The 22,121-nt window shown below is 53.0% G+C and carries 23 protein-coding genes; 7 read left to right on the plus strand and 16 right to left on the minus strand.

Annotated features, from left to right (window positions below; translation table 11 throughout):
- Entirely contained in the window at nt 1-1,119 is a 1,119-nt protein-coding gene (locus HP566_RS05960; protein ID WP_249976349.1) for an FAD:protein FMN transferase, read from the minus strand.
- Between the two features lie 30 nt (nt 1,120-1,149).
- A complete protein-coding gene (locus HP566_RS05965) occupies nt 1,150-1,950 on the minus strand; it encodes an undecaprenyl-diphosphate phosphatase (protein ID WP_249976350.1) in 801 nt (266 codons plus the stop codon).
- Nucleotides 1,951-2,122: 172 nt separating this feature from the next.
- Here HP566_RS05965 and HP566_RS05970 point away from each other — a divergent pair, with 172 nt between their 5' ends.
- From HP566_RS05970 to HP566_RS06000, 7 genes are read left to right on the plus strand one after another with little or no spacing between them, the layout of a single operon-like run.
- A complete protein-coding gene (locus tag HP566_RS05970; protein ID WP_249976351.1) occupies nt 2,123-3,313 on the plus strand; it encodes a cation diffusion facilitator family transporter in 1,191 nt (396 codons plus the stop codon).
- Nucleotides 3,303-3,848 (plus strand): Na+/H+ antiporter subunit E, encoded by a 546-nt coding sequence (locus HP566_RS05975; protein ID WP_249976352.1) that lies wholly within the window; start codon nt 3,303-3,305, stop codon nt 3,846-3,848. The genes HP566_RS05970 and HP566_RS05975 overlap by 11 nt, the downstream gene beginning before the upstream one ends.
- Entirely contained in the window at nt 3,823-4,137 is a 315-nt protein-coding gene (locus HP566_RS05980) for a monovalent cation/H+ antiporter complex subunit F (protein WP_249976353.1), read from the plus strand. The genes HP566_RS05975 and HP566_RS05980 overlap by 26 nt, the downstream gene beginning before the upstream one ends.
- Nucleotides 4,130-4,450: a monovalent cation/H(+) antiporter subunit G gene (mnhG, locus tag HP566_RS05985; RefSeq protein ID WP_249976354.1), complete on the plus strand. Its 321-nt coding sequence runs from the start codon at nt 4,130-4,132 to the stop codon at nt 4,448-4,450. The genes HP566_RS05980 and mnhG overlap by 8 nt, the downstream gene beginning before the upstream one ends.
- Nucleotides 4,437-5,357 carry a hydrogenase subunit MbhD domain-containing protein gene (locus tag HP566_RS05990; RefSeq protein ID WP_249976355.1) on the plus strand — a complete coding sequence of 307 codons (921 nt, stop codon included), beginning with the start codon at nt 4,437-4,439 and terminating at the stop codon, nt 5,355-5,357. The genes mnhG and HP566_RS05990 overlap by 14 nt, the downstream gene beginning before the upstream one ends.
- A complete protein-coding gene (locus HP566_RS05995; protein ID WP_249976356.1) occupies nt 5,354-5,659 on the plus strand; it encodes an NADH-quinone oxidoreductase subunit K in 306 nt (101 codons plus the stop codon). Before HP566_RS05990 ends, HP566_RS05995 begins: the two co-directional genes overlap by 4 nt.
- Nucleotides 5,653-8,493 carry a proton-conducting transporter membrane subunit gene (locus HP566_RS06000; RefSeq protein ID WP_249976357.1) on the plus strand — a complete coding sequence of 947 codons (2,841 nt, stop codon included), beginning with the start codon at nt 5,653-5,655 and terminating at the stop codon, nt 8,491-8,493. Before HP566_RS05995 ends, HP566_RS06000 begins: the two co-directional genes overlap by 7 nt.
- Before the next feature lie 9 nt (nt 8,494-8,502).
- Here the strand turns inward: HP566_RS06000 and mgtE are convergent, their stop codons facing one another.
- From mgtE to mnmG, 14 genes are all read right to left on the minus strand, one after another.
- On the minus strand, nt 8,503-9,891 hold the full coding sequence (gene mgtE / locus HP566_RS06005) for a magnesium transporter (RefSeq protein ID WP_249976358.1): 1,389 nt from the start codon (nt 9,889-9,891) through the stop codon (nt 8,503-8,505).
- A 153-nt stretch (nt 9,892-10,044) separates the two neighbouring features.
- On the minus strand, nt 10,045-10,473 hold the full coding sequence (locus HP566_RS06010; RefSeq protein ID WP_249976359.1) for a F0F1 ATP synthase subunit epsilon: 429 nt from the start codon (nt 10,471-10,473) through the stop codon (nt 10,045-10,047).
- Between the two features lie 24 nt (nt 10,474-10,497).
- Entirely contained in the window at nt 10,498-11,877 is a 1,380-nt protein-coding gene (gene atpD / locus HP566_RS06015; protein ID WP_249976360.1) for a F0F1 ATP synthase subunit beta, read from the minus strand.
- 76 nt (nt 11,878-11,953) lie between these two features.
- Nucleotides 11,954-12,844 carry a F0F1 ATP synthase subunit gamma gene (gene atpG, locus HP566_RS06020; protein WP_249976361.1) on the minus strand — a complete coding sequence of 297 codons (891 nt, stop codon included), beginning with the start codon at nt 12,842-12,844 and terminating at the stop codon, nt 11,954-11,956.
- Nucleotides 12,845-12,909: 65 nt separating this feature from the next.
- Nucleotides 12,910-14,454 carry a F0F1 ATP synthase subunit alpha gene (gene atpA / locus HP566_RS06025; RefSeq protein WP_249976362.1) on the minus strand — a complete coding sequence of 515 codons (1,545 nt, stop codon included), beginning with the start codon at nt 14,452-14,454 and terminating at the stop codon, nt 12,910-12,912.
- A 16-nt stretch (nt 14,455-14,470) separates the two neighbouring features.
- Entirely contained in the window at nt 14,471-15,007 is a 537-nt protein-coding gene (locus HP566_RS06030; protein WP_249976363.1) for a F0F1 ATP synthase subunit delta, read from the minus strand.
- Between the two features lie 11 nt (nt 15,008-15,018).
- Nucleotides 15,019-15,489 carry a F0F1 ATP synthase subunit B gene (locus HP566_RS06035; protein WP_249976364.1) on the minus strand — a complete coding sequence of 157 codons (471 nt, stop codon included), beginning with the start codon at nt 15,487-15,489 and terminating at the stop codon, nt 15,019-15,021.
- A 76-nt stretch (nt 15,490-15,565) separates the two neighbouring features.
- The gene (atpE, locus tag HP566_RS06040) at nt 15,566-15,793 is read right to left on the minus strand and encodes a F0F1 ATP synthase subunit C (RefSeq protein ID WP_249976365.1); all 228 of its coding nucleotides are present in this window, start codon (nt 15,791-15,793) and stop codon (nt 15,566-15,568) included.
- Nucleotides 15,794-15,864: 71 nt separating this feature from the next.
- Nucleotides 15,865-16,692, minus strand: coding sequence for a F0F1 ATP synthase subunit A (atpB, locus tag HP566_RS06045; RefSeq protein WP_249976366.1), 828 nt, complete (start codon nt 16,690-16,692; stop codon nt 15,865-15,867).
- Nucleotides 16,693-16,707: 15 nt separating this feature from the next.
- Nucleotides 16,708-17,103, minus strand: coding sequence for an ATP synthase subunit I (locus HP566_RS06050; protein ID WP_249976367.1), 396 nt, complete (start codon nt 17,101-17,103; stop codon nt 16,708-16,710).
- Between the two features lie 212 nt (nt 17,104-17,315).
- Nucleotides 17,316-18,245 carry a ParB/RepB/Spo0J family partition protein gene (locus tag HP566_RS06055; protein WP_249976368.1) on the minus strand — a complete coding sequence of 310 codons (930 nt, stop codon included), beginning with the start codon at nt 18,243-18,245 and terminating at the stop codon, nt 17,316-17,318.
- A gap of 44 nt (nt 18,246-18,289) precedes the next feature.
- Nucleotides 18,290-19,063 (minus strand): ParA family protein, encoded by a 774-nt coding sequence (locus HP566_RS06060; protein WP_249976369.1) that lies wholly within the window; start codon nt 19,061-19,063, stop codon nt 18,290-18,292.
- Nucleotides 19,063-19,728, minus strand: coding sequence for a 16S rRNA (guanine(527)-N(7))-methyltransferase RsmG (gene rsmG / locus HP566_RS06065; protein ID WP_249976370.1), 666 nt, complete (start codon nt 19,726-19,728; stop codon nt 19,063-19,065). The genes HP566_RS06060 and rsmG overlap by 1 nt, the downstream gene beginning before the upstream one ends.
- A complete protein-coding gene (mnmG, locus tag HP566_RS06070) occupies nt 19,725-21,629 on the minus strand; it encodes a tRNA uridine-5-carboxymethylaminomethyl(34) synthesis enzyme MnmG (protein WP_249976426.1) in 1,905 nt (634 codons plus the stop codon). The genes rsmG and mnmG overlap by 4 nt, the downstream gene beginning before the upstream one ends.
- Between the last annotated feature and the right edge of the window lie 492 nt (nt 21,630-22,121).

Below are 22,121 nucleotides of genomic sequence, written 5' to 3' on the forward strand. Positions count from 1 at the left end.
TTATTCACCTGTGGGTGTTTGGCGGTTGGCTATCGAGGATTCCCAAACTTCAATCCCCAGCTCGTTCATCAACGTCTCACCAAAATAGTGGACGAATGCCGGGCTTGCGAAACTGCGCCAATGGCCTTCATCATCATTGATCAACATCAGTACATTTAGATTGTTTTCCATGGCCATCCGCATACCGGTTTCGCTGCCAACAACGGTCAGGGCAGTCGCCCAGGCATCTGCCCAGGCATTCGAGGGGTGAAACACTGATACCGAGGCAAGGTTATGGGTGACAGGGCGGCCATTGCGCGGATCGATCGTATGTGAGTAGCGCTCTCCATCCACCTCAAAATAGTTGCGGTAATCCCCTGAGGTGGCTACCGAAATACTTTCCAGTGGAAGCACATGCTGTGCCTCTGGCTGACCGTTTTGGGGAATCTCAATACCTATCCGCCAGGGTGTTTCACCCTCCTGGTCACGGTGACCGCGGGAGATCAAATCACCACCTAGGTTAACCAGGTAGTTTTCTATGCCCTGTTGATCAAGGTAAGCAGCCACACGATCCGTTGCATGCCCTTTCGCAACGCCTGACAAATCGGCAAATACCTCTCGGGTGCGCCGTGCCTGCATATTTTGGGTATCCACATCAATGGCGTCATACCCAATAATGGCTAAACGTTCGCTCAACTCGGCTTCAGAAGGCACTTCTTCGGTGCGCGCCTCAGGGCCAAAACTCCATAAATTGACCACATCACCCACGGTAATATCGAAGGCACCGTCACTTGCCTCTGCCACCGAACGGCTGATGGCAAGCACTTCGACCAATTCATTGGAGAGCGGCTGCCACTCGTTAAGGGGAGCCTGGTTAAACACAATAAGCTCTGCATCATCACGATAGGTGGACATCGCCTGATCAACACTTTCAAGCTCGGCCAGAAACCCCTCTTCCAGCGCATTGGCCTCTCCTTGGGTTAACGGATCTACCACGGTAACCTGGTAAAAAGAACCAAAAATGTCGCCTTCAAACCGGACAGGTGACTCAAGTGGCCGGTCATTTTCCGAACACCCCGTCAACACAACGGCGAATAACAACAGTCCAATAAAGATTACCGAACGCTGATTGCATCTCATTTTATTTCCCTTGAATAAAACGCACGGGCGTTAAAAATGGAAAAACCACAGCAGCCAGGCACCAAACAGTACGCGGTAGACGACAAATGGCTGCATTCCAAGTTTTTTAATGAATACTAAGAAGTAGTGTATACAGAGGTAAGCGCTTAGGCCTGACAGTAGCGTACCCGCCAGCATGGCTGTCAGGTCAAAAGCGTGGGGTTGTTTAATTAAACCGACGGCTTCAAGGCCACCTGCCAGCACAATCACCGGGATAGAGAGCAAAAAAGAAAACCGCGCGGCGCTTTCCCGGCTCATCCCCACCAGCAATGCAGCCGTAATGGTAATACCTGAACGAGACGTTCCCGGAATAAGCGCCAACACTTGTGCGCCACCAATGATCAACACGTCCTTAAGGCTCATCTGGTACTCACTGCGCGTGCCTTTATTCTTCCAGTCGGCGTAACCAAGCAACAAACCAAAACCAATCAGAGTGGCTGCAATGATGAGCGTAGAACGCATATAACCCGCAATAACATCGTGCAGCAGAAAACCAACTATGCAGACAGGGAACGTGGCAATAACGACCCACATTGCCAGTCTGGCGTCTTCATTCACCCCCTTGCCACGAAGTGCTGCCAGGCTACTCGTCACCATGTGCCATATTTCGTGACGAAAATAGATGACAACCGCACTTAAACTGCCTAAATGAAGCGCTACATCAAAGGCAAGGCCTTGATCTTCCCAGGTGGTTAAAACTGGCACCAGAATCAGATGTGCTGAACTCGAAATGGGTAAAAATTCCGTTAGCCCTTGTATTAATGCCAACACCACTACCTGGAGCCAATCCATAGGTCATCCTGTTTTACGTCGTTTAATATAGTGTTACCCGCTTGCAGTGGCGCTAAGGATACACATCCATTAATTCATTGTCCGCACGATAGGTCAGTGCAAATTATCAAGAAGGCATAGAGCTACGCTACAATAAGCGTCTAATGAAATGTGTGTCCCTATAAGGTACCTCATGACTCAGACCGTAGAATCGCCAGTGGTTCCCAAACGCGAGCTGGATAGCCAGGAAGCCAAACGGGTTACCTATATCGGCGCCTGGCTGGATGGCCTACTCAGCATTGTCAAAGTGACGGTAGGATTTCTGGTTGGCTCAGCCGCACTGATTGCCGATGGCATTCACTCGCTCTCTGATCTGGCCACTGACGGCTTCGTTCTGGCGGCCATCCACTATGGACGTCAGGAACCAGACGATGACCATCACTATGGTCATGGGCGCATCGAAACATTGACAACACTGCTACTTGGCAGTGTGCTGATCTTTGTTGCCGGCGGTATTGCCTGGTCAAGCCTGGCACGTCTGTTCGGCGGTACAGCGGTCAATGCCCCCGGTACCGTTGTCATTGTAATCACTGTGATCGCCTTAATTAGTAAAGAGTGGATCTTCCGCTATACCATGCGTGTGGCAAAACGCGTGCAATCAAAATTACTTGAAGCCAACGCCTGGCACTCCCGTAGTGATGCCCTCTCAACCGCTGTTGTACTGGTCGCGTTAATCGGTGCGCAGTTTGGTTTCGGCTGGCTGGATGCCATTGCCGCCATTATCGTTGGCCTGCTGGTGGGGAAGGTGGGCTGGGACTTATTGTGGGAATCAGCCCGTGAGTTGGTGGATACTGCACTACCTGAAGATGTTCAGCAGCAAATGTACGAGGTAGCCTGTAGCGTGCCCGGAGTGGATAGCGTACACGACTTACGCACTCGACAATCCGCTGGATGGGTAATGGTCGACCTGCATGTGGTCGTCGGCCCCAAAATCACAGTATCAGAGGCTCATGAAATCGGTAACGAAGTGAGCCGACGCCTGCGCCATGAGTTCCCACTACTCACTGATGTTATTTTTCATGTTGACCCGGAGGACGATGCCGGAGAAGGCGACCCAAGCCGTCTACCCGGTCTACCGTTACGCCCGGAAGTGGAAGCCGCCCTTGATGAGCGATGGAGTAAGCACCCGGTGTGGCGCACACTGAACGAACTACAGCTGCATTACCTGGATGATAAAGTATCGGTATCGCTGATTATTGATGATGCGGTTAACCAACCCCCTCAATGCCTCGCCAGCCAGCTAAAAGGACTGGCTTACGATATCGAGTGGCTAGGCCATGTGGAGATACTGTTCATTACTCGCGCAGCTAGTAATGCACCTTGATACTTTCAGAGTAAGTAGATGGCTTAAACGGTGGCGACCGCCTCCCTGGCCTGCCTTGTTACTGCGTGTCGCTGTTTACAGCGGTCTATGGTGGGTAATCACTGAAGGTAGCGGAAGCGGCTGGTTAGGACTCGTACTGGCACTACTAATCGCACTGTGCGCACCACTCAATGTGGCAACATGGCCACAGCAATTGCGCTGGCGAAGGCTACCCCTCTTCATTGGTTTTATGCTTAAAAACAGTCTTTTTGGCGCACTGATAGTAGCACAGTTGGCACTGTCTCGACGCTGCTCTGCTAATACGCATACGCGTACTTATCGCTTTCGCTTATTAAAGGGTCACCCACAGCAGTTACTTATGGCTAACCTGGTTAATCTGACCCCTGGCACACTGACGTTAAGGCTTGGCTGCGATACGCTCTCTATCCATATCCTTCACTACCAACCGCAAATAGAAGCGCAGCTTATGATGCTTGAAAGCCACATCGCTGCGCTCTATGGTTTGGATCATGAGCCTTGGGAATATGAATATTGAAGAGGGATTACGGATCGTTTATATAATGGCCAGCATTGTACTACTGGCCAATGCAGTGGTATCGCTTTGGCGTATTTATCGTGGCCCCACCAGTGCTGACCGCATGCTGGCGGTAGAGTTTTTCACCACCTCAGCGCTGGCCATTATACTGCTGTTTAGCACTTACTTTACCCTACCCGCACTGGTGGATATTGCCCTGCTATTTGCCTTGTTGGCTGCACTAGGAACCGCTAATTTCGTTGTCAGGCACCATCCACCCAAAAGAGAGGAGCCAGATAACAATGCGTGAGCTGCTGGGTGCAGGGTTTATTCTCCTGGGTATTCCCTTCTTTATTGCCAGCACAGTTGGGCTACTACGCTTTCCTGATGTTTATACCCGCCTGCATGCACTGACCAAAGTGGACAATGTCGGTTTAGGGCTGATCTGTTTAGGGCTTGCTGTGCAAGCCAGCAGTATTGCTGTCGCCCTTAAGATAGTGCTGATTTGGGGGCTGATTCTGCTAGCCTCAAGTACCGGTGCTACATTGATCGCTTCCTCAGCCCTGCGTCACGGACCGCCCCCCCTGCGCAGTGATAGCGACGACTCCCATGCTGGTCGTTGACCTACTGCTCGCCTTGGCAGCTTTGGCCACTGCAGGGCAGTGCCTGCTGCTACCGGGTTTATTTCGTGCCGTCGCCAATTTAATGGCCTTTGGATTGGTGATGGCGCTTATTTGGGTGCGGTTGGAAGCTCCTGATGTAGCACTTGCTGAAGCCGCTATTGGCGCAGGCATTACGGGTGCCCTACTGCTTACTGCCCTGGGGCAACTGCCTGCGTCTCAGCGGGATATTCAACCAGCCCGTGATGGCTTGCCACGCAGGATAATCCCCATCACCATATTGGTGCTGTTAATAACCGGGATGTTGTGGGCAGCCATACTGGGACTCCCCAAACCTGGTTTGGTGGAAGAGGTCGCAACACTGCTCCCAGAGAGCGGCGCTGAGCACGCGGTGACCGCACTTCTACTTAACCTGCGGGGTATCGATACCTTGCTGGAAATTACCGTTATGCTTTGCGCAGTTGCCACCATCTGGTCACTGCAACAGGCAATCCCACCCCCAACTTTGAGCCACTACTATCCTGGATTACCAACCCTGGCGCGTTGGTTACACCCGTTGTTTTTATTAATGTTTAGCTATTTTCTCTGGCAAGGTACCCATGCGCCAGGTGGTGCTTTTCCGGCTGGCGCCTTACTAGGTGCCGGGGGGGTGTTACTGCTGTTAACCGGTAGCATTGCGTGGATGTACCAACGGGCTTATAACCTGCTTCTGCGTTGGTTATTGGCGGCAGGGCTGCTGCTCTTTCTAATCACCGCGTTAGCTGGTTTGCTGATGACCGGTACGCTCTACGGTTTGCCGCCGCGATTAGCTGGCTACTTTATTATTGCCATTGAAGTAGCTACAGCACTCTCAATCACGCTTATGCTGATGACATTTTATTTATTTGGGCGACCGGGAGCACAGCAATGAGGCTTATTTTTGCCGACACAGCGCTAACCAGCGAGACACTTTTCGCGCTGCTTGCTGCTCTTCTGATGGCACTGTCACTAGTCAGCGTATTTACCACTCGCCATCTGATTCGTCGCCTGCTGGCACTCAATATACTCTCTAGCGCGGTGTTTTTGCTGATGGTGTTAACAGCTCGCACTACCGATGGTATTGATCCGGTTCCCCACGCTCTGGTGCTGACCGGTATCGTTGTCTCTGTTAGCACCACTGCCGTCGTGCTGGCGCTCTATTTACGTCGCTACCGTATGAAACCACCATGCTGATACAGCCTTTTTTCGGTGTCCCTTTAAGCGTTAGCAGTGTTCCCGCACTATTAGTCATCGTTCCATTACTGCTGTGTGTCGCAGCGTTTACACGGCTATTACGGGTTGGTCATCAGTTAATCATTGGGCTGTCTCTGATAGCGCTGGGCAACGTCTCAGGAGCCTGGCACCTTGGCCTCAGCCCCGAATGGCCACTAGGCGGCTGGGCGCTACCGATAGGCATACACTGGCGCCTTACGCCCACCGCACTTGCATTAATTAGCTTAACCACTGTGGTAGCCACCGCAGCTAGTCTGGCAGCCTGCAGTGAACGGGCAAAACAGCGCGAATACTGGGCGCTATGGTGGTTGATGTGGGCGGCACTTAACACCCTATGGCTAACCCGTGACGTGTTCAACGTCTATGTGGCACTTGAGTTATTAACCCTAAGCGCTGCTGGCTTAGTGGCGTTATCACCCAAAGACCCCTACGGCTTTTCAGCGCTTCGTTACCTGCTGGTAGCGCTTATAGCATCGATACTGTATCTGCTTGGGGTGGGACTTATGTATGGTACCCATGCCACGCTGGATATCGACTTACTCAGCGAACGGGCATCTTCTGACGCGCTGCATGCGAGTGCGGCACTGTGTATGACGCTTGGGCTGATGATGAAAACAGCGCTCGTGCCTTTACACAGCTGGCTACCCCAGGCCCATTCCCGAGCTACCCCGCCGGTTAGCGCCATGTTGTCCGCCGTGGTCGTTGCCGTGGCGCTTTATTGGCTATGGCAACTATGGCAGGGGCCCTTCCTCGGGCTCTCTATGCAGCCCCTGTTTGCCTTTTTAGGCGGCCTTTCACTGCTATGGGGTGGGTTTAATGCGCTCCAACAAACCCAGCTAAAGCGCTTGATTGCCTACTCGACGATTTCTCAGATGGGCTACGTGCTGCTGGTGCTGAGCCTTTCACCAGAATTCAGCGCTTATCCATTGGCCCAGCAAGGGGCCACCACACTCCTGGTTGCCCACGGTTTAGCTAAAGCTGGACTATTTCTAACCGCTGGCTATCTGGTGGTTTATCACCAAGGCGACCAGTTACATCGATTCACCGGCAGCGCTTTCCAGTTCCCCTGGCTCTGGGTGGGATTTGCCCTATCAGCGGCAAGTCTGGTAGGGCTACCGCCCAGCGGTGGCTTTGTTGGCAAATGGTGGCTTTTTATAGGGCTGTGGGAACAGCAACGCTGGTTAAGTGCCATAGCCTTTCTACTGGGAACACTGCTTACTGCCGCTTACCTGGCCCGTGTACTTGCCATTGCTTTACGCCCAGCGGTTAGCTCCCAAGCAAAGGTTTCCTCCCCCACCTTGTTAGCATTAACTCCCCTACTGCTTGGCAGTTTAGCATGGGGTATTGGCATTACTTTACTGATGCAACATGGCTATTTTTCACTTCCTGGCATTGACCGTACCGCCGCTTTTTTTGCACTACCGGCACTGCTGATTTGGCCACTGGTACTCGCTTGGCAGCACTGGTGCCCGTCACCACCTTCGCGATTTTTCACCATACTGCTGTGGGTGAGCGCACTGCTTCACGCCGTTGCACTTACTTCTCAAGAGTGGCTGACGTTTTATACCGCGCTTGCCTGGCTGGGGGTGATGGGCTGGCTACTAATACTGCATGGTACAAACCGCGCCGACGCGCACTCCTATTTAGCGATGATGCTGATTGCCGAAGTGCTACTCTTTGCGGCAACTGCTGGCCTGGCGCTACAAGGTGAATTGGCGTTTGAAATAGCTGCCTTTTCTGCTGTATTCGTGCCAACTGCACTCCTGCTAGGCAGCGGCTTAGCCATTAAAGCTGGCGTGTTAGGTGTGCATGGCTGGCTACCCATTGCTCATCCCGCAGCGCCTGCCCTGGCCAGTGCGTTACTGTCAGGCGTGATGATCAAGCTAGGGATTTTTGGGGCGCTACGGCTCACCCCTGATAGCACTGATGGGCTACCCCTCGGGCAACTTCTGTTTTATTGGGGGATGCTCGGGGCGCTATATGGCGGTGTGCGAGGTGCTTGCTCACGCACACCCAAAACCGTGTTGGCATGGTCTAGCGTGGGCCAAATTGGCCTGCTTTCAGCGGGGCTGGGTATATTGTTATGGACGCCTGAGAATGCAGCCCTGCGCACCACACTGATGCTATTGGTGATTAGCCATGGCCTCGCCAAAGCGACGCTATTTATAGGTGCAGGAGAGTGGCAGTGGCTTTCCAGCAAGCAGCGACTGTTGATTGGCAGTGGCATGGCAATCGCCGCGCTTTCACTGGTGGGCGTGCCATTTAGCGGCGGGCTGTATATTAAAAGCTGGCTGACCTACGCAATAAGCAGCCAAGGCCTGGCAGGCGGGCTATTAACCCTGGCTAGTTTCACGACTACAGGGGCAATGCTGCGTTTTGGCTGGCTGTTACTAAAACACCCTGTTACTACAGCATCCAGCCCCCAAACTTCTGGAAACCGTTGGCTCTGGGGAGGATGGTTCCTGCTATGCGCCAGTGCCTGGTTAGTGCCGCTTATCTGGTGGTGGTGGCTGCCCTACCCTGGGAGTTGGTTGGCAGCGAATATGAAAGCCTTTGGGGTAGTGATTGTGAGTGGAAGTGCTGCCGTGGTATTTGCATATTTGCACACCACCCTCGCCCTTCAGCCATTGATGCCCCTACTGCTGCCTCGGCTGGCATGGGGCCAGGCAAGCCGTAGTAGGCTTGCCTGGGTAATTGAACGCCAGTTGCGGCATTGGCCCGTCATCGGCCTTATGCTGGTAGCCATCTCAGCGCTTTTTTTATGGATGTACCTGCCACATGGCGTTTGGGGTTAGGGCCGTTAGTTACATGCCCAGATCGGACAAAATGACAGTGGCAATACTGAAGTAAATTAGTACACCTGTAGCATCAATTAAGGTGGTCACCAACGGCGCTGATGCCGTTGCAGGGTCAACCTTGAAGCGCTCCAGTACAAATGGCAAACACATCCCAATCAAACTGCCAAACAACACGATGGTGACCATGCTGAGCGCAACAATAATGGCCACTGCCTCACCACCACGGAAAACACCGATGGGTGTCACTGCGACAGCCATGGTGATGCCCAGAGCACCTGCCACTAACAGCTCTCTGCCGAGCATTTTGCTCCAGTCCTTCACGCCAATATCACCGGTAGCCATACCACGTACCATCAGTGTGGCAGCCTGAGCACCGGCATTACCACCACTACCAATCAGCAGAGGAAGGAAGAATACCAGGGCAACCTGGGCGGCTATCGTATCCTCGAAATACGCAATGCCTGCCCCTGAAAACAGATTGGCAAATACCAGCAACACCAGCCATGTCACCCGTTTGCGGTAGAGGCTCCATAACCGCACACGGCTTACACCATCTTCCAGTTGACCGATAGACATCCCCTTGTGGATATCTTCTGTTGCTTCCGATTCGGCAACGTCCATTGCATCATCGTGGGTCACAATGCCCACCATGCGTCCATCAGCATCAATCACCGGCAGTGCAAGCAAGTCGTAACGGGCAACAATACGTGCCACTTCTTCCTGCTCTTCGTCAACCGGCGTGCTGATCACATCCTTAATCATGATGTCATCTACCAGTGCACCAGGACGGGCGACCATCAGTTGGCGAAGCGACATGGTGCCTATCAACTGTCCATCACTGTCGAGAATATAGAGCTGATACACCGTTTCTGCGTCAGGTGCTGTTTGACGTACCCGCATCATCGCCTGGGACACCGTCATGCCACTGGCTATTGCCACATAGTCAGAGGTCATGATGGCGCCCGCAGTGCCTTCTTCATAACTCGATAAGCGCTTTAGGTCTTCCCGCTCCTGATGCGCCATGCGGCGTAGCAGCGCCTCACGGCGGTCTTCTCCCAACAGATTGAACAAATCCGCACGCTCATCAGAGCCCATCTCTTCCAACAGCTTAAGTACCTGGGTATCTGAAAGCTCGCCCACCACTTCAAGCTGGCTTTCACCAGGCAGGTAGCCAAGTACGTTGGCAGCACGTTCGGTGGAAAGAATATCCAGCACCGATAGTGCCGCCGACAACTCCTCATCCTCTTCGATGAGTTCTTCAAGCACCTCACCAATATCCGCCGAACGAATTTCCGCCAGTCGTTCGGTTAGCAGCTCTTTGCTCGGTTCCTCTTTCACCAGCTCGTCAAGCAGCTCGATTTTTAATTCCTGCAAGATTTCATCGTTCAATGACATCGCTATCTCCCTTTGTGCAGACGCGTTTTGCAGATGAGTTGTTGCAGACGAGCGTCACATGGCTGAATGCGTTCCATCATCTTATCAGACAAAAAAAACGCCCCTTGAACCCTAACGGGTTCAAGGGGCGTTTTGTTCACGCAAAGCGTGTTTTTAGCCTTTACCCGCCTTTTTACGCAACTGCTGAATCGTTCGCAACTGTGCAACGGCTTCGGCAAGTTCAGCGGCAGCACGGGTATAATCCAGCTCTGCAGACTTATCATTAAAGGCTTTCAGCGCTTGCTGACGCGCTTCTTCAGCGGCGGCCTCGTTGAGATCGCCAGCACGCGCAGCCGCATCGGCCAGAATCGTCACCACATCCGGCTGAACTTCCATAAAGCCGCCAGAGACAAAGAAGTTCTCTTCCTTGCCATCATCGTGGATCACACGGATCGGACCCGGCTGAAGCTCGGTCAGCAACGGGGCGTGCCCCGGCAAAATGCCGAGGTCACCCATAATCCCGGAAGCGACCACCTGCTCAACGGTACCTGAGAAGATAGATGCTTCGGCGCTGACGATATTGCAAGTGAAGCTATTCGCCATAGCGAATCCCCCTAATGGACGGGATTACTTCTTCATCTGGTTGGCTTTTTCGACAGCTTCGTCGATGGAGCCGACCATGTAGAAGGCCTGTTCCGGCAGATCGTCGTACTCACCTGCGAGGATTCCCTGGAAGCCACGGATGGTGTCTTTCAGCGACACATACTTACCGGGCGAGCCAGTGAATACCTCAGCAACGAAGAACGGCTGCGACAGGAAGCGCTGGATTTTACGCGCACGGGCAACGGCCAGCTTATCTTCATCAGACAGCTCGTCCATCCCCAGAATCGCGATAATGTCCTTCAGTTCCTTATAACGCTGCAGAACGTTCTGTACGCCACGGGCTACTGCGTAGTGCTCTTCACCTACCACCAGCGGATCCAACTGACGCGAGGTGGAGTCCAGTGGGTCAATCGCAGGGTAAATACCCAACTCGGCAATGGAGCGTGCCAGTACTACGGTAGCGTCCAGGTGCGAGAAGGTGGTGGCCGGCGACGGGTCGGTCAAGTCATCCGCAGGAACGTAAACGGCCTGTACGGAGGTGATAGAACCGGTTTTGGTCGAGGTGATACGCTCCTGAAGAACCCCCATCTCTTCCGCCAGTGTCGGCTGATAACCTACCGCAGACGGCATACGACCCAACAGTGCCGATACCTCAGTACCCGCCAGAGTGTAACGGTAGATGTTATCGACGAACAGCAGTACATCGCGGCCTTCATCACGGAATTTCTCGGCGATGGTCAGACCGGTCAGTGCTACACGTAGACGGTTGCCGGGCGGCTCGTTCATCTGACCATAGACCAGCGATACCTTGTCGATAACGTTGGATTCGGTCATTTCGTGATAGAAGTCGTTACCCTCACGCGTACGCTCACCAACACCGGCGAATACAGAGTAGCCGCTGTGTTCGGTGGCGATGTTGCGGATAAGCTCCATCATGTTAACGGTTTTACCTACACCGGCGCCGCCGAACAGGCCAACTTTACCACCCTTGGCAAACGGGCAGACCAAGTCGATAACCTTGATACCGGTTTCCAGCAGCTCGTTAGACGCTGCCTGATCGGCATAGCTCGGTGCTTTACGGTGGATCGGCATACGCTCTTGCTCACCGATCTCACCTGCTTCATCAATCGGCTCGCCGAGCACGTTCATGATGCGGCCCAGCGTTTCCTTACCTACCGGTACGGAAATCGCAGCACCTGTGCTGGTTACGTCCAAGCCACGTTTCAAGCCCTCAGTGGAGCCCATGGCAATGGTGCGTACCACGCCGTCGCCCAGCTGCTGCTGGACTTCGAGGACGGTCTCAGCATTAGAGACCTTCAGCGCGTCGTAGACCTTGGGCACAGAGTCCCGCGGAAACTCTACGTCAATCACCGCGCCGATGATTTGTACGATACGTCCGCTCATCTTGGTTCCTCTCAAAAACCTGCAAATGAAACCTGTCTACCGGGAGCCGCCTAAGCGATGGCTGGCTCCTTAGGCGTTATACGGCAGAAGCGCCGCCGACGATCTCGGAAATTTCCTGGGTGATGGCGGCCTGACGGGCCTTGTTGTATACCATCTCCAGATCGTCGATCAGGTTGCCCGCGTTATCAGTGGCACTCTTCATAGCGATCATTCGGGCGGCCTGTTCACACGCTCCGTTTTCGACTACCGCCTGATACACCTGCGATTCGATGAATCGAACCAACAGGCTGTCTAGCAACGCCTTGGCATCCGGTTCATACAGGTAGTCCCAGCTTCCGGGACGGGCGTTTTCGTTGTCATCCTTAGCGTCTGCACCCATATCAGGCGACAGAGGAAGAAGCTGACGTACTACCGGTTTCTGCGTCATGGTGTTAATAAATTCGTTATACACCACGAACAGACGGTCGAGACGTCCTTCATCGTACGCTTCCAGCATGACCTTGACACTACCGATCAAACCCTCAACGGTGGGTGCTTCCCCTAATCCGGTTTTAGCGGCAACCAGATTGCCCCCATAGTTGCGGAAAAAAGCACCGGCTTTAGAGCCGAGGGCACAGAAGTCCAGCTCAGCGTCCTGCTGTTTCCAGGCCATGGCTTCTTTCACCACCGCCTTGAACAGATTGACGTTTAAGCCACCGCACAGGCCGCGGTCAGTCGACACTACGATGAAGCCAACGCGGCTAACAGGACGCTCCACCATATAGGGGTGTTGGTCCTCTTGCTCCACGTCAGCATCAGCAATGTGGGCGACTACGTTGCGTATCTGCTTAGCATAGGGCTGACTGGATTTCATCAGATCTTGCGCTTTACGCATTTTAGATGCAGCCACCATTTCCATGGCACTGGTAATCTTTTGCGTATTTTTAATGCTCCCGATCTGGGTGCGTATCTCTTTTGCAGCTGCCATAGCGATCTACCTTTCGTTCGTGGCTCTCAGAAAGCACGCAAGCCCGCCCATAGGCGGGCCGTACATTACCAGCTCTGAGTCGCCTTGAACTTCTCGAGACCCGACTTCAAGCCATCCTGAATCTCGCCGCTGTAGTCGCCGGTCTGGTTGATCTTGTCGAGCAGGTCGCTGTGCTCAGACTTCATGTAATCGTGCAGGGCACGTTCGAAGTCCAGCACTTTATCGACGCTCACGTCATCCAGGTGACCTTCGTTAGCGGCGTACAGAGACAGCGCCATTTCCGCAACTGACATCGGCGAATATTGCTTCTGCTTCATCAGTTCGGTAACGCGTTGACCATGCTCAAGCTGCTTACGGGTTGCCTCATCAAGATCAGAGGCAAACTGCGAGAACGCTGCCAGTTCGCGATACTGAGCCAGAGCCAGACGGACACCGCCCCCCAGCTTCTTGATGATTTTGGTCTGCGCAGCACCACCGACACGGGAAACCGAGAGACCTGCGTTAATCGCCGGACGAATACCGGAGTTAAACAGGTTGGTTTCCAGGAAGATCTGACCATCGGTAATCGAGATAACGTTGGTCGGAACAAACGCAGACACGTCACCACCCTGGGTTTCAATGATCGGCAACGCGGTCAAAGAACCGGTTTTGCCTGTCACTTCACCATTGGTGAACTTCTCAACGTAGTCAGCGTTAACACGTGCTGCACGCTCCAGAAGACGGGAGTGGAGATAGAAAACGTCACCCGGATAAGCTTCACGGCCCGGCGGACGACGCAGTAGCAGCGATACCTGACGGTAGGCCACTGCCTGCTTGGACAGATCGTCATATACAATCAGTGCGTCTTCACCACGGTCACGGAAGTACTCACCCATGGTACAGCCGGAGTAGGCGGCCAGGAACTGCATCGGCGCCGGGTCGGCAGCACCAGCAGCTACAACGATGGTATGCCCCATCGCACCGTGCTCTTCCAGCTTGCGTACTACGTTAGCGATGGTCGACTGCTTCTGACCAATGGCAACGTAAACACAGGTAACGCCTTTGCCTTTCTGGTTGATGATGGCATCAATGGCAATGGCGGACTTACCAATCTGACGGTCACCGATAATCAGCTCACGCTGACCACGGCCAATCGGCACCATGGCGTCGATGGATTTCAGACCTGTCTGGATTGGCTCATCAACGGACTGACGGGTAATAACGCCAGGCGCTACTTTTTCTACCGCATCGGTCAGTTTGGCGTTGATATCGCCTTTGCCGTCGATGGGATTACCCAACGCATCGACAACACGACCTACCAGCTCGGGGCCTACCGGTACTTCAAGAATGCGACCGGTACACTGAGCGGTCATACCCTCTTCAAGCAGCAGGTAGTCACCCAGAACAACGGCACCTACGGAGTCACGCTCCAGGTTAAGTACCATGCCGAAAATGCTGTTAGGGAATTCAATCATTTCACCAAACATTGCGTCTTCGAGGCCGTGAATTTTCACGATACCGTCGGAAACGCTGACGATGGTGCCCTGATTACGGGCTTCAGATGCGACGTCAAGCTTCTCAATTCGCTGCTTGATGATGTCGCTGATCTCGGAAGGATTCAGTTGCTGCATGCCATGTCCCTCAGACTCAAGCGGTCAGCGCTTCGGAAAGGCGATTCAATCGACCACGTACCGAACCGTCAATGACGGTATCGCCGGCACGCAGGATGACACCGCCAATAAGCGACTTGTCTACCTGAGTAGTAATGGAGATTTCGCGATTCAGACGTTTCTTGAGCGCGGTTGCTAGCTTGGTCTTCTGCTTGCTGTCCAGCTTATAGGCTGAAACCACAGTGACGTCGATACGTTGCTCGTGCTCTGCGCGAAGGTGTTCAAACTGATCAGCGATAGCGTCCAATGCCGTGAGCCTGGATTGACCGGCTAACGTGCTCAGAAAACGCTTGAACGCATCATCTGCGTTGTCTGCCAGCATGTCTGCCAACAGATTCGTTTTCTGTTCGCTGCTTAGTTTGGGACTACCTAACAGGCCAGCAACCTGGCGATCTTTAACAATCGCACCCACCATTGCCAGCGACTGTGACCAAGCGTCAAGCACCTGCTGATCGCGCGCGTATTCAAACGCCGCTTTGGCGTAAGGACGAGCGACGGTAGATTGTTCCGCCATGGGTCACCTCCTTACAGTTCTGCGGCAAGCTTATTCAGCAAGTCGCGGTGCGCTTTCTCGTCAACAGAGGCCTCAAGAACACGCTCAGCGCCTACGATGGCAAGGTGAGACACCTGCGCACGCAATTCGTCTTTCGCGCGATTGATTTCTTGCTCAATTTCAGCCCGAGCACCCGCAACCAGACGTTCGCCCTCGGCACGTGCTTGTTCGCGTGCTTCTTCAATCATTTGGGCAGAACGCTTATTGGCCTGTTCGAGAATCTGAGATGCCTGCTCTTTGCTTTCACGCAGCGTTTGCTCTGCACGCTCTTGAGCCAGCTCAAGATCGCGGGTAGCACGGCTAGCAGCGTCCAAGCCATCAGCAATTTTCTTTTGACGCTCATGAAGCGCGTTGCTGATCGGAGGCCACACATACTTTATGCAAAACCAGACAAAGATCGCGAAGGCGATCGTCTGCCCGATAAGCGTCATGTTGATATTCACAGGGATGTACCTCTGACAAATTCGTGGCGACCGGAGTGAAACAAAACCGAGCGGTTATCCGCTCGGTCAAGCTGCATTAACCGGCAACAACGAAAATCAGGTACATCGCGACACCAACACCGATCATCGGAACAGCGTCAAGCAGACCAGCCATAATGAAGGTACGAGTTTGCAGCTGGTCACTTAGTTCAGGCTGACGTGCCGTGTTGTCCAACAGCTTGCCACCCAACATAGCAAAGCCAAAGCCAGTGGTCAGAGCGCTAACACTAATGATGAGGGCGGCAGCAATGTAGACGATTTCCATGATAAAACTCCTGGTAGTGCGTTAGTTTCAAGGGTTTAGGTTGAGGGTATTGTGCAAAACGTTGCTCTTGATTAGTGGTGCTCGTGTGCAGCGCTTAAATATACGACAGATAGCGTCGTAAAAATAAAGGCTTGCAACGAAATCACTAAAATATGGAAGATGGCCCAAGGCACATCCAACATCCAAATTGCCCAAAACGGTAATAGCGCAATAAGGATGAAAATCACTTCACCGGCAAACATGGCTCCAAACAAACGGAAGCCAAGGCTAATGGGTTTAACCAACAGGCCAACAATTTCCAGAATCAGGTTGAAAGGTGCCAGCAGCCAGGTATTAAAAGGAGTCAAGGCAAGCTCTTTACCGAAACCAGCCACACCCTTCACTTTGCAGCTGTAGTAAATAATCATCAAAAACACACCAATCGCCATCCCCAGCGTGGCGTTGATATCAGTGGTCGGCACTATTTTCATGTACTCAAAGCCGAGCTTTCCGAACAGTTGTGGAAAATAGTCTACCGGCACCAGTTTCAGACTGTTCATTAGCAGGATCCACATGAACAGCGTGAGAGCGATAGGACCAATGTGCTTATTTTTCCCGTGGAACGTGGAGCGGGTCAGGTTTTCGATGAACTCGATAACCATTTCCACAGCATTTTGCAAACCGCTTGGTACGCCTGTCGTTGCCGCTTTGCCAGCTTTACGGAATAGCCAAAGGAACAATGCCCCCATCGCTATTGACCAGCCCATAGTGTCGAGGTGAATAGCCCAGAACCCCATTTCGGTTGCTTCGGTAGAGGTGGACGCTATTGACCAGCCGTTCTCCGGGTGCTTTCCGAACGTAAGGTTCTGGAGGTGGTGCTGTATGTAATAGATGGCCGATACTTCGTTATCCGCTGCCATACTGCTTCCTCAGGTTTAAAGGGTTGACCGCTCGCGCACAAGCCAAGGCGTAAGCCAGTACATGAGTTGGGCCACCACATAGGCGACAAAGAAAAAAGCTGGGTTTGAGGGCGGCACTAGAGAAAATACCAGCGCAAATAGCGCCACCGTCAAACCAAACTTACCCATTGCTGCTTGATACAAATTAAGTACGTTGCGTCGGGGTTGTTTGGCGCTACGCCGTGTGCCACGCCACACAAAATAGATAGAGGGCAAGACACTGACTCCCCCACCCACAAACGCGGATAGTACTGCCTGGCTACCAGATACCGTTCCTGCCAGTATCATGATGACCATCGTCGCAACCAACTGGGCTTGAAAGAGCCTTTTAAAATCCAGTGAACGGCGTCGGTGAGTAGATACGTTTTGCACTATATTCACTACTCCATACCGCTATCTACTACGTTCGGCGTTATTACCTGGCGCTTACCGTTCAACGCAACCTTTTGACAAACACCGGCGGATTATAGGGAAGCGCTATCACACCTTCAACCGAAGTTGCACGGATTTCGCGCGTTCAAGCGCTGACTTGCGACCAATGGGCTAAAAAGTAGCCATTTCTAACCGCTTCTTTAATAAGCCTGCTATTTAATATGAGCCAGGATGCCGTCAAGCTCTTCAAGGCTGGTATAACGGATAGTGACTTTTCCTTTCCCTTTTTGACCGTGGTCTATAGAGACTGGGGCGCCCAGCAATTCTCCCAGGTGTGTTTCCAGTCTTGCCACATCGGGAGTTTTGGCAGCGCGTGGCTGAGGTAAATCAGGTGCCTGGTTAGCCTGCACTTTTTTGACGAGCGCTTCGGTAGCACGCACGGTAAGATCATTATTGACCACTTCGTGGGCTACCTGGCGCTGTTGGGAACTGTTTAACGATAACAGGGCACGGGCGTGGCCCATATCCAGGTCACCGCGCTCCAGCAGCGTTTGGACTTCCGGATCGAGTGCCAACAAACGTAATAAGTTGGCTACCTGAGTGCGGGACTTACCTACGGCATCAGCAATTTGCTGTTGGGTAAGCTCAAACTCATCACCCAGGCGTTTCAGTGCCAGCGCTTCTTCAATGGCATTGAGGTTTTCACGCTGGATATTTTCAATCAACGCCAGCGCCAGGGCGACTTCGTCACTGACCTCACGGATGACAGCAGGAATGACATCCAATTCAGCCAGTTGTGCTGCCCGCCAACGCCGCTCACCCGCAATGATCTCGTAGCGCTCTTTCCCAACAGGGCGAACCACAATGGGCTGCATTACCCCTTGAGCGCGAATGGAGTCAGCTAGTTCTTCCAGGGCTTCCGGCTGGATATCCCGCCGAGGCTGGTACTTGCCTCTGGACAGCTGGCCCAAAGGCAGGCGCTCCAAGCGGTCAGCCGCCACGTCCTTGGGGGTAGCGGACGATAGTGGTGCTTCTACGCTATCAAGCGTTGCACCACTGGTAAGATCTAAACTGTCACGACGACGGGCGCCCGCACCAATCAGGGCATCCAGGCCTCGTCCTAGCGCGCGTTTACGCGTCATTCGCTTCCCCTCGAACTTTTAGCACTACGTTACAGCGACATACGTTACAACGACAGTCGCCGAATCATCTCTTTCGCCAACACACGATACGCCTGGCTACCTCGTGAAAAACGGGCATATTGCGTTACTGGCAGCCCATGACTTGGCGCCTCAGCCACTTTTACGTTGCGTGGAATAGTGGTTTTCAGCAAGGCATCGCCAAAGAAATCACGTAGCTGTTTATCAACTTCCCGCGTCAAACTGGTGCGCTTATCGTACATGGTGCGCAAAATGCCTGAAATAGCCAGCTCAGAATTCACGCTTTGCTTGATCTGTTCTACGGTATCCAGCAACGCCGATAACCCTTCCAGTGCGTAAAATTCACACTGAAGAGGAATCAGCACCCCATTTGCCGCCGTCAGTGCGTTGACGGTAAGCATATTAAGTGACGGCGGACAGTCAATCAGCACAGCATCATAGTCGCCAGCAACGGTATTGAGTGCCAGCGATAAGCGGCTTTGCCGCTGATCAATATCCAGCAGTTCCACTTCAGCGGCGGTTAAATCGCCATTCCCCGGTAGTACATCGAATTTTACCGGAAGGTGACGGGCACGCACGATGGTATCGCTGGCGGAAGCATCCCCCAATAGAACGTCAAGTACGCTTTTTTCCAGTTCATACTTATCGATGCCACTCCCCATACTGGCATGCCCCTGAGGATCCAAATCCACCAGCAGCACACGGCGATCAAGGGATGCCAAACTTGCCGCAAGATTAACGGCTGAAGTGGACTTGCCTACGCCGCCTTTTTGGTTGGTCAAGGCAATGATCTGGCTCACTACTCAACTCCTTTTGGGGTCAGAATCAACAGCTGCCGCTCGGCCGTTTCAAAGGGTACGCTCAACAGGTGCCGCTCCTTGAGCGCTACACCTTCGGGTAATTCACGCAGCTCGTCGTCTGCTCCAGGGCCTTTCATCGCCAGCCACTGGCCATTGGCCGCCGGTAAGTCCTGAGTGATTGTGACAAAGTCTACCAAGCTGGCAAAGGCGCGTGAAATCACTTGATCAAACGCATGACCATGGAACTGTTCGACACGAACCTGAGTGGGTATGGCATTGGTAAGCCCAAGTTCCATGATGGCTTGGCGCTGAAAGCGCACCTTTTTGCCGTTGCTATCCAGTAACGTGACCTGAAGTTCCGGCTTGAGAATCGCTAACACCAGTCCCGGTAGGCCAGGTCCAGCGCCAACATCCAGCAGTCGCGGGCCATGCACATAGGGAGCTACCGCAGCGCTATCCAGCACATGGCGGGAAACCATCTCTTCCACATCCCGTACTGCTGTGAGGTTATAAGCCCGATTCCACTTGTGCAATAACGCCAGTAGGCTGAGCAATTGATCGCGCTGTAGCGTACTAACGGTTAAGCCGAGTGCTGCTAACCCTTCATCCAACCGTGGGGCAACCGCACCAGGCAAATTGGACAGCAGCGGTTGAAAACGACTCATCCGTTGACTGCCTCGGTGTGCTTTACCAAATGACGTTTTTTTAAATGAATCAATAAAATAGAAACAGCTGCTGGTGTCACACCTGAAATTCGGGCAGCGTGCGCAAGCGTCTCCGGTCGCGCTTCACTTAGTTTTTGGCGGATCTCATGGGAGAGTCCTTCTACACGCTGATAATCCAGCTCTGCGGGTAGCGGCATGGCTTCATGGCGCTTGAGTTTATCGATTTCGTCCTGTTGACGGTCTATATATCCCTGGTATTTCGCTTGGATCTGTACCTGTTCAGCGACCGCTTCATCTTCAACACCGCCACTCTCCATCCCTGGCAGTTCCACAATATCAGCATAGGTGAGTTCCGGACGTTTAAGCAGATCACTTAAGCAGTATTCCCTGGACAGTGGTTTACCGGTTTTTTCGGCTATCTTGGCAGCTGCAGCACTATTGGGCTGTACCCAGGCCGTGGCAAGGCGCGTGGTTTCACGCTCTATTGTTTCGCGCTTTTGGCTAAACGCTGCCCAGCGTAAATCATCCACCAGCCCCAGCTCACGCCCTTGCTCAGTCAGGCGCAGGTCGGCGTTATCTTCACGTAGCAACAGGCGGTACTCTGCCCGTGAGGTAAACATGCGGTAGGGCTCTTTGGTACCCATGGTGATCAGGTCATCCACCAACACGCCAAGATAGGCCTCATCACGACGGGGGTGCCAGGCATCCAGCTGTTTGGCCCGCCGCGCGGCGTTCAGGCCCGCCAGCAGCCCCTGGGCGCCAGCTTCCTCATAGCCTGTTGTGCCGTTAATTTGTCCAGCAAAAAACAGGTTGTGGATAAATTTAGTTTCCAGGGAGTGTTTTAAATCCCGTGGATCAAAGAAATCATACTCGATGGCATATCCTGGTCGGGTGATATGCGCGTTTTCGAGCCCTTTAATTGAGCGTACTACCTGAAGTTGCACGTCAAAAGGCAGCGAGGTGGAGATACCGTTGGGGTAAAGCTCGTGCGTATCCAGGCCTTCCGGTTCGATAAACACCTGATGACTCGATTTGTCGGCAAAACGGTGCACTTTGTCTTCAATCGACGGGCAGTAGCGCGGACCAATACCTTCAATCACCCCTGAATACATGGGCGAGCGATCAAGATTGCCAAGAATAATCTCGTGGGTACGCTCATTGGTGTGCGCAATATGGCAGCTCACCTGCTGGGGATGCATGTCACGCGACCCAAGGTAAGACATCACGGGCGTTGGTGTGTCACCGGGCTGCTCTTCAAGCTGAGAGAAGTCAACCGTTTTGGCATCAATACGTGGCGGTGTACCGGTTTTTAGCCGGTCGACGCGAAATGGTAAAGCACGCAAGCGTTCCGCCAATGCGTAGGAAGGCGGATCGCCTGCCCGACCACCACGACTTTGATCCAGCCCGATATGGATGACACCACCAAGGAACGTACCTGTGGATAACACGACGGACTGTGCATGAAAACGAATGCCTGTTTCGGTGATAACACCACGAACAGTATCGTTATCCACTATCAGGTCACCCGCTGCCTGCTGAAAGATCGTCAAGTTGGGTTGGTTTTCCAGCATTCCACGAATCGCCGCTTTGTAGCGAATGCGATCAGCTTGAGCACGGGTGGCACGCACAGCGGGCCCTTTACGGGCGTTGAGGACACGAAACTGAATGCCACCTGAATCTGTGGCAAGCCCCATTGCACCACCAAGTGCATCAATTTCTTTAACCAGGTGGCTTTTGCCAATTCCACCAATTGCCGGGTTGCACGACATTTGGCCGAGCGTCTCGATATTGTGGGTTAGCAATAGGGTTTGACAACCCATACGAGCAGAGGCCAGTGCGGCTTCAGTTCCCGCATGGCCACCGCCGATGACAATCACGTCAAAGCGGTCGGGATAATTCAAGAGACACCTCTTCTTGTGCCATTCGGCACGAATGTTGTGAGTCAGTACATCGGTACTGATCGTAAGCCCGCCAGTATAAACCTCCTGTGGGTAACCGTCAGGTTTTTCCACACCCCATCCTAACCAGTCAGCTACTATTAATAACAAAATAAAAATATATAAGAGAAGTTCTGTTAATGTTGTAACTAATGGTGTGGACAAATTCTGTGTATAACTCAATTTATTCCATATATATCAATTGATTAAATTGTTAACCTATGCGTGGTTAAAGGGCGGAGTGCCTGCGTAGAAGCGGTGTCTGACCTGTGGATGGAATGCTGCCTTATCCACAGGGCTGGATGATAAGAGGTTATCCACCGCTCCATACCTTGTTTGTTACCGCACCTGTGAACAAGACTGCATTGAGGTGATTAAACCCTCTGAAGGCCTAGCGGGAGGGAGTTACAAGGCAAACGGGAGGGGAAAATAAAAAATAGTATCCACAGGCGAAAA

Source organism: Vreelandella olivaria, from assembly GCF_023507745.1.
GTDB classification, from domain to species: domain Bacteria; phylum Pseudomonadota; class Gammaproteobacteria; order Pseudomonadales; family Halomonadaceae; genus Vreelandella; species Vreelandella olivaria_A.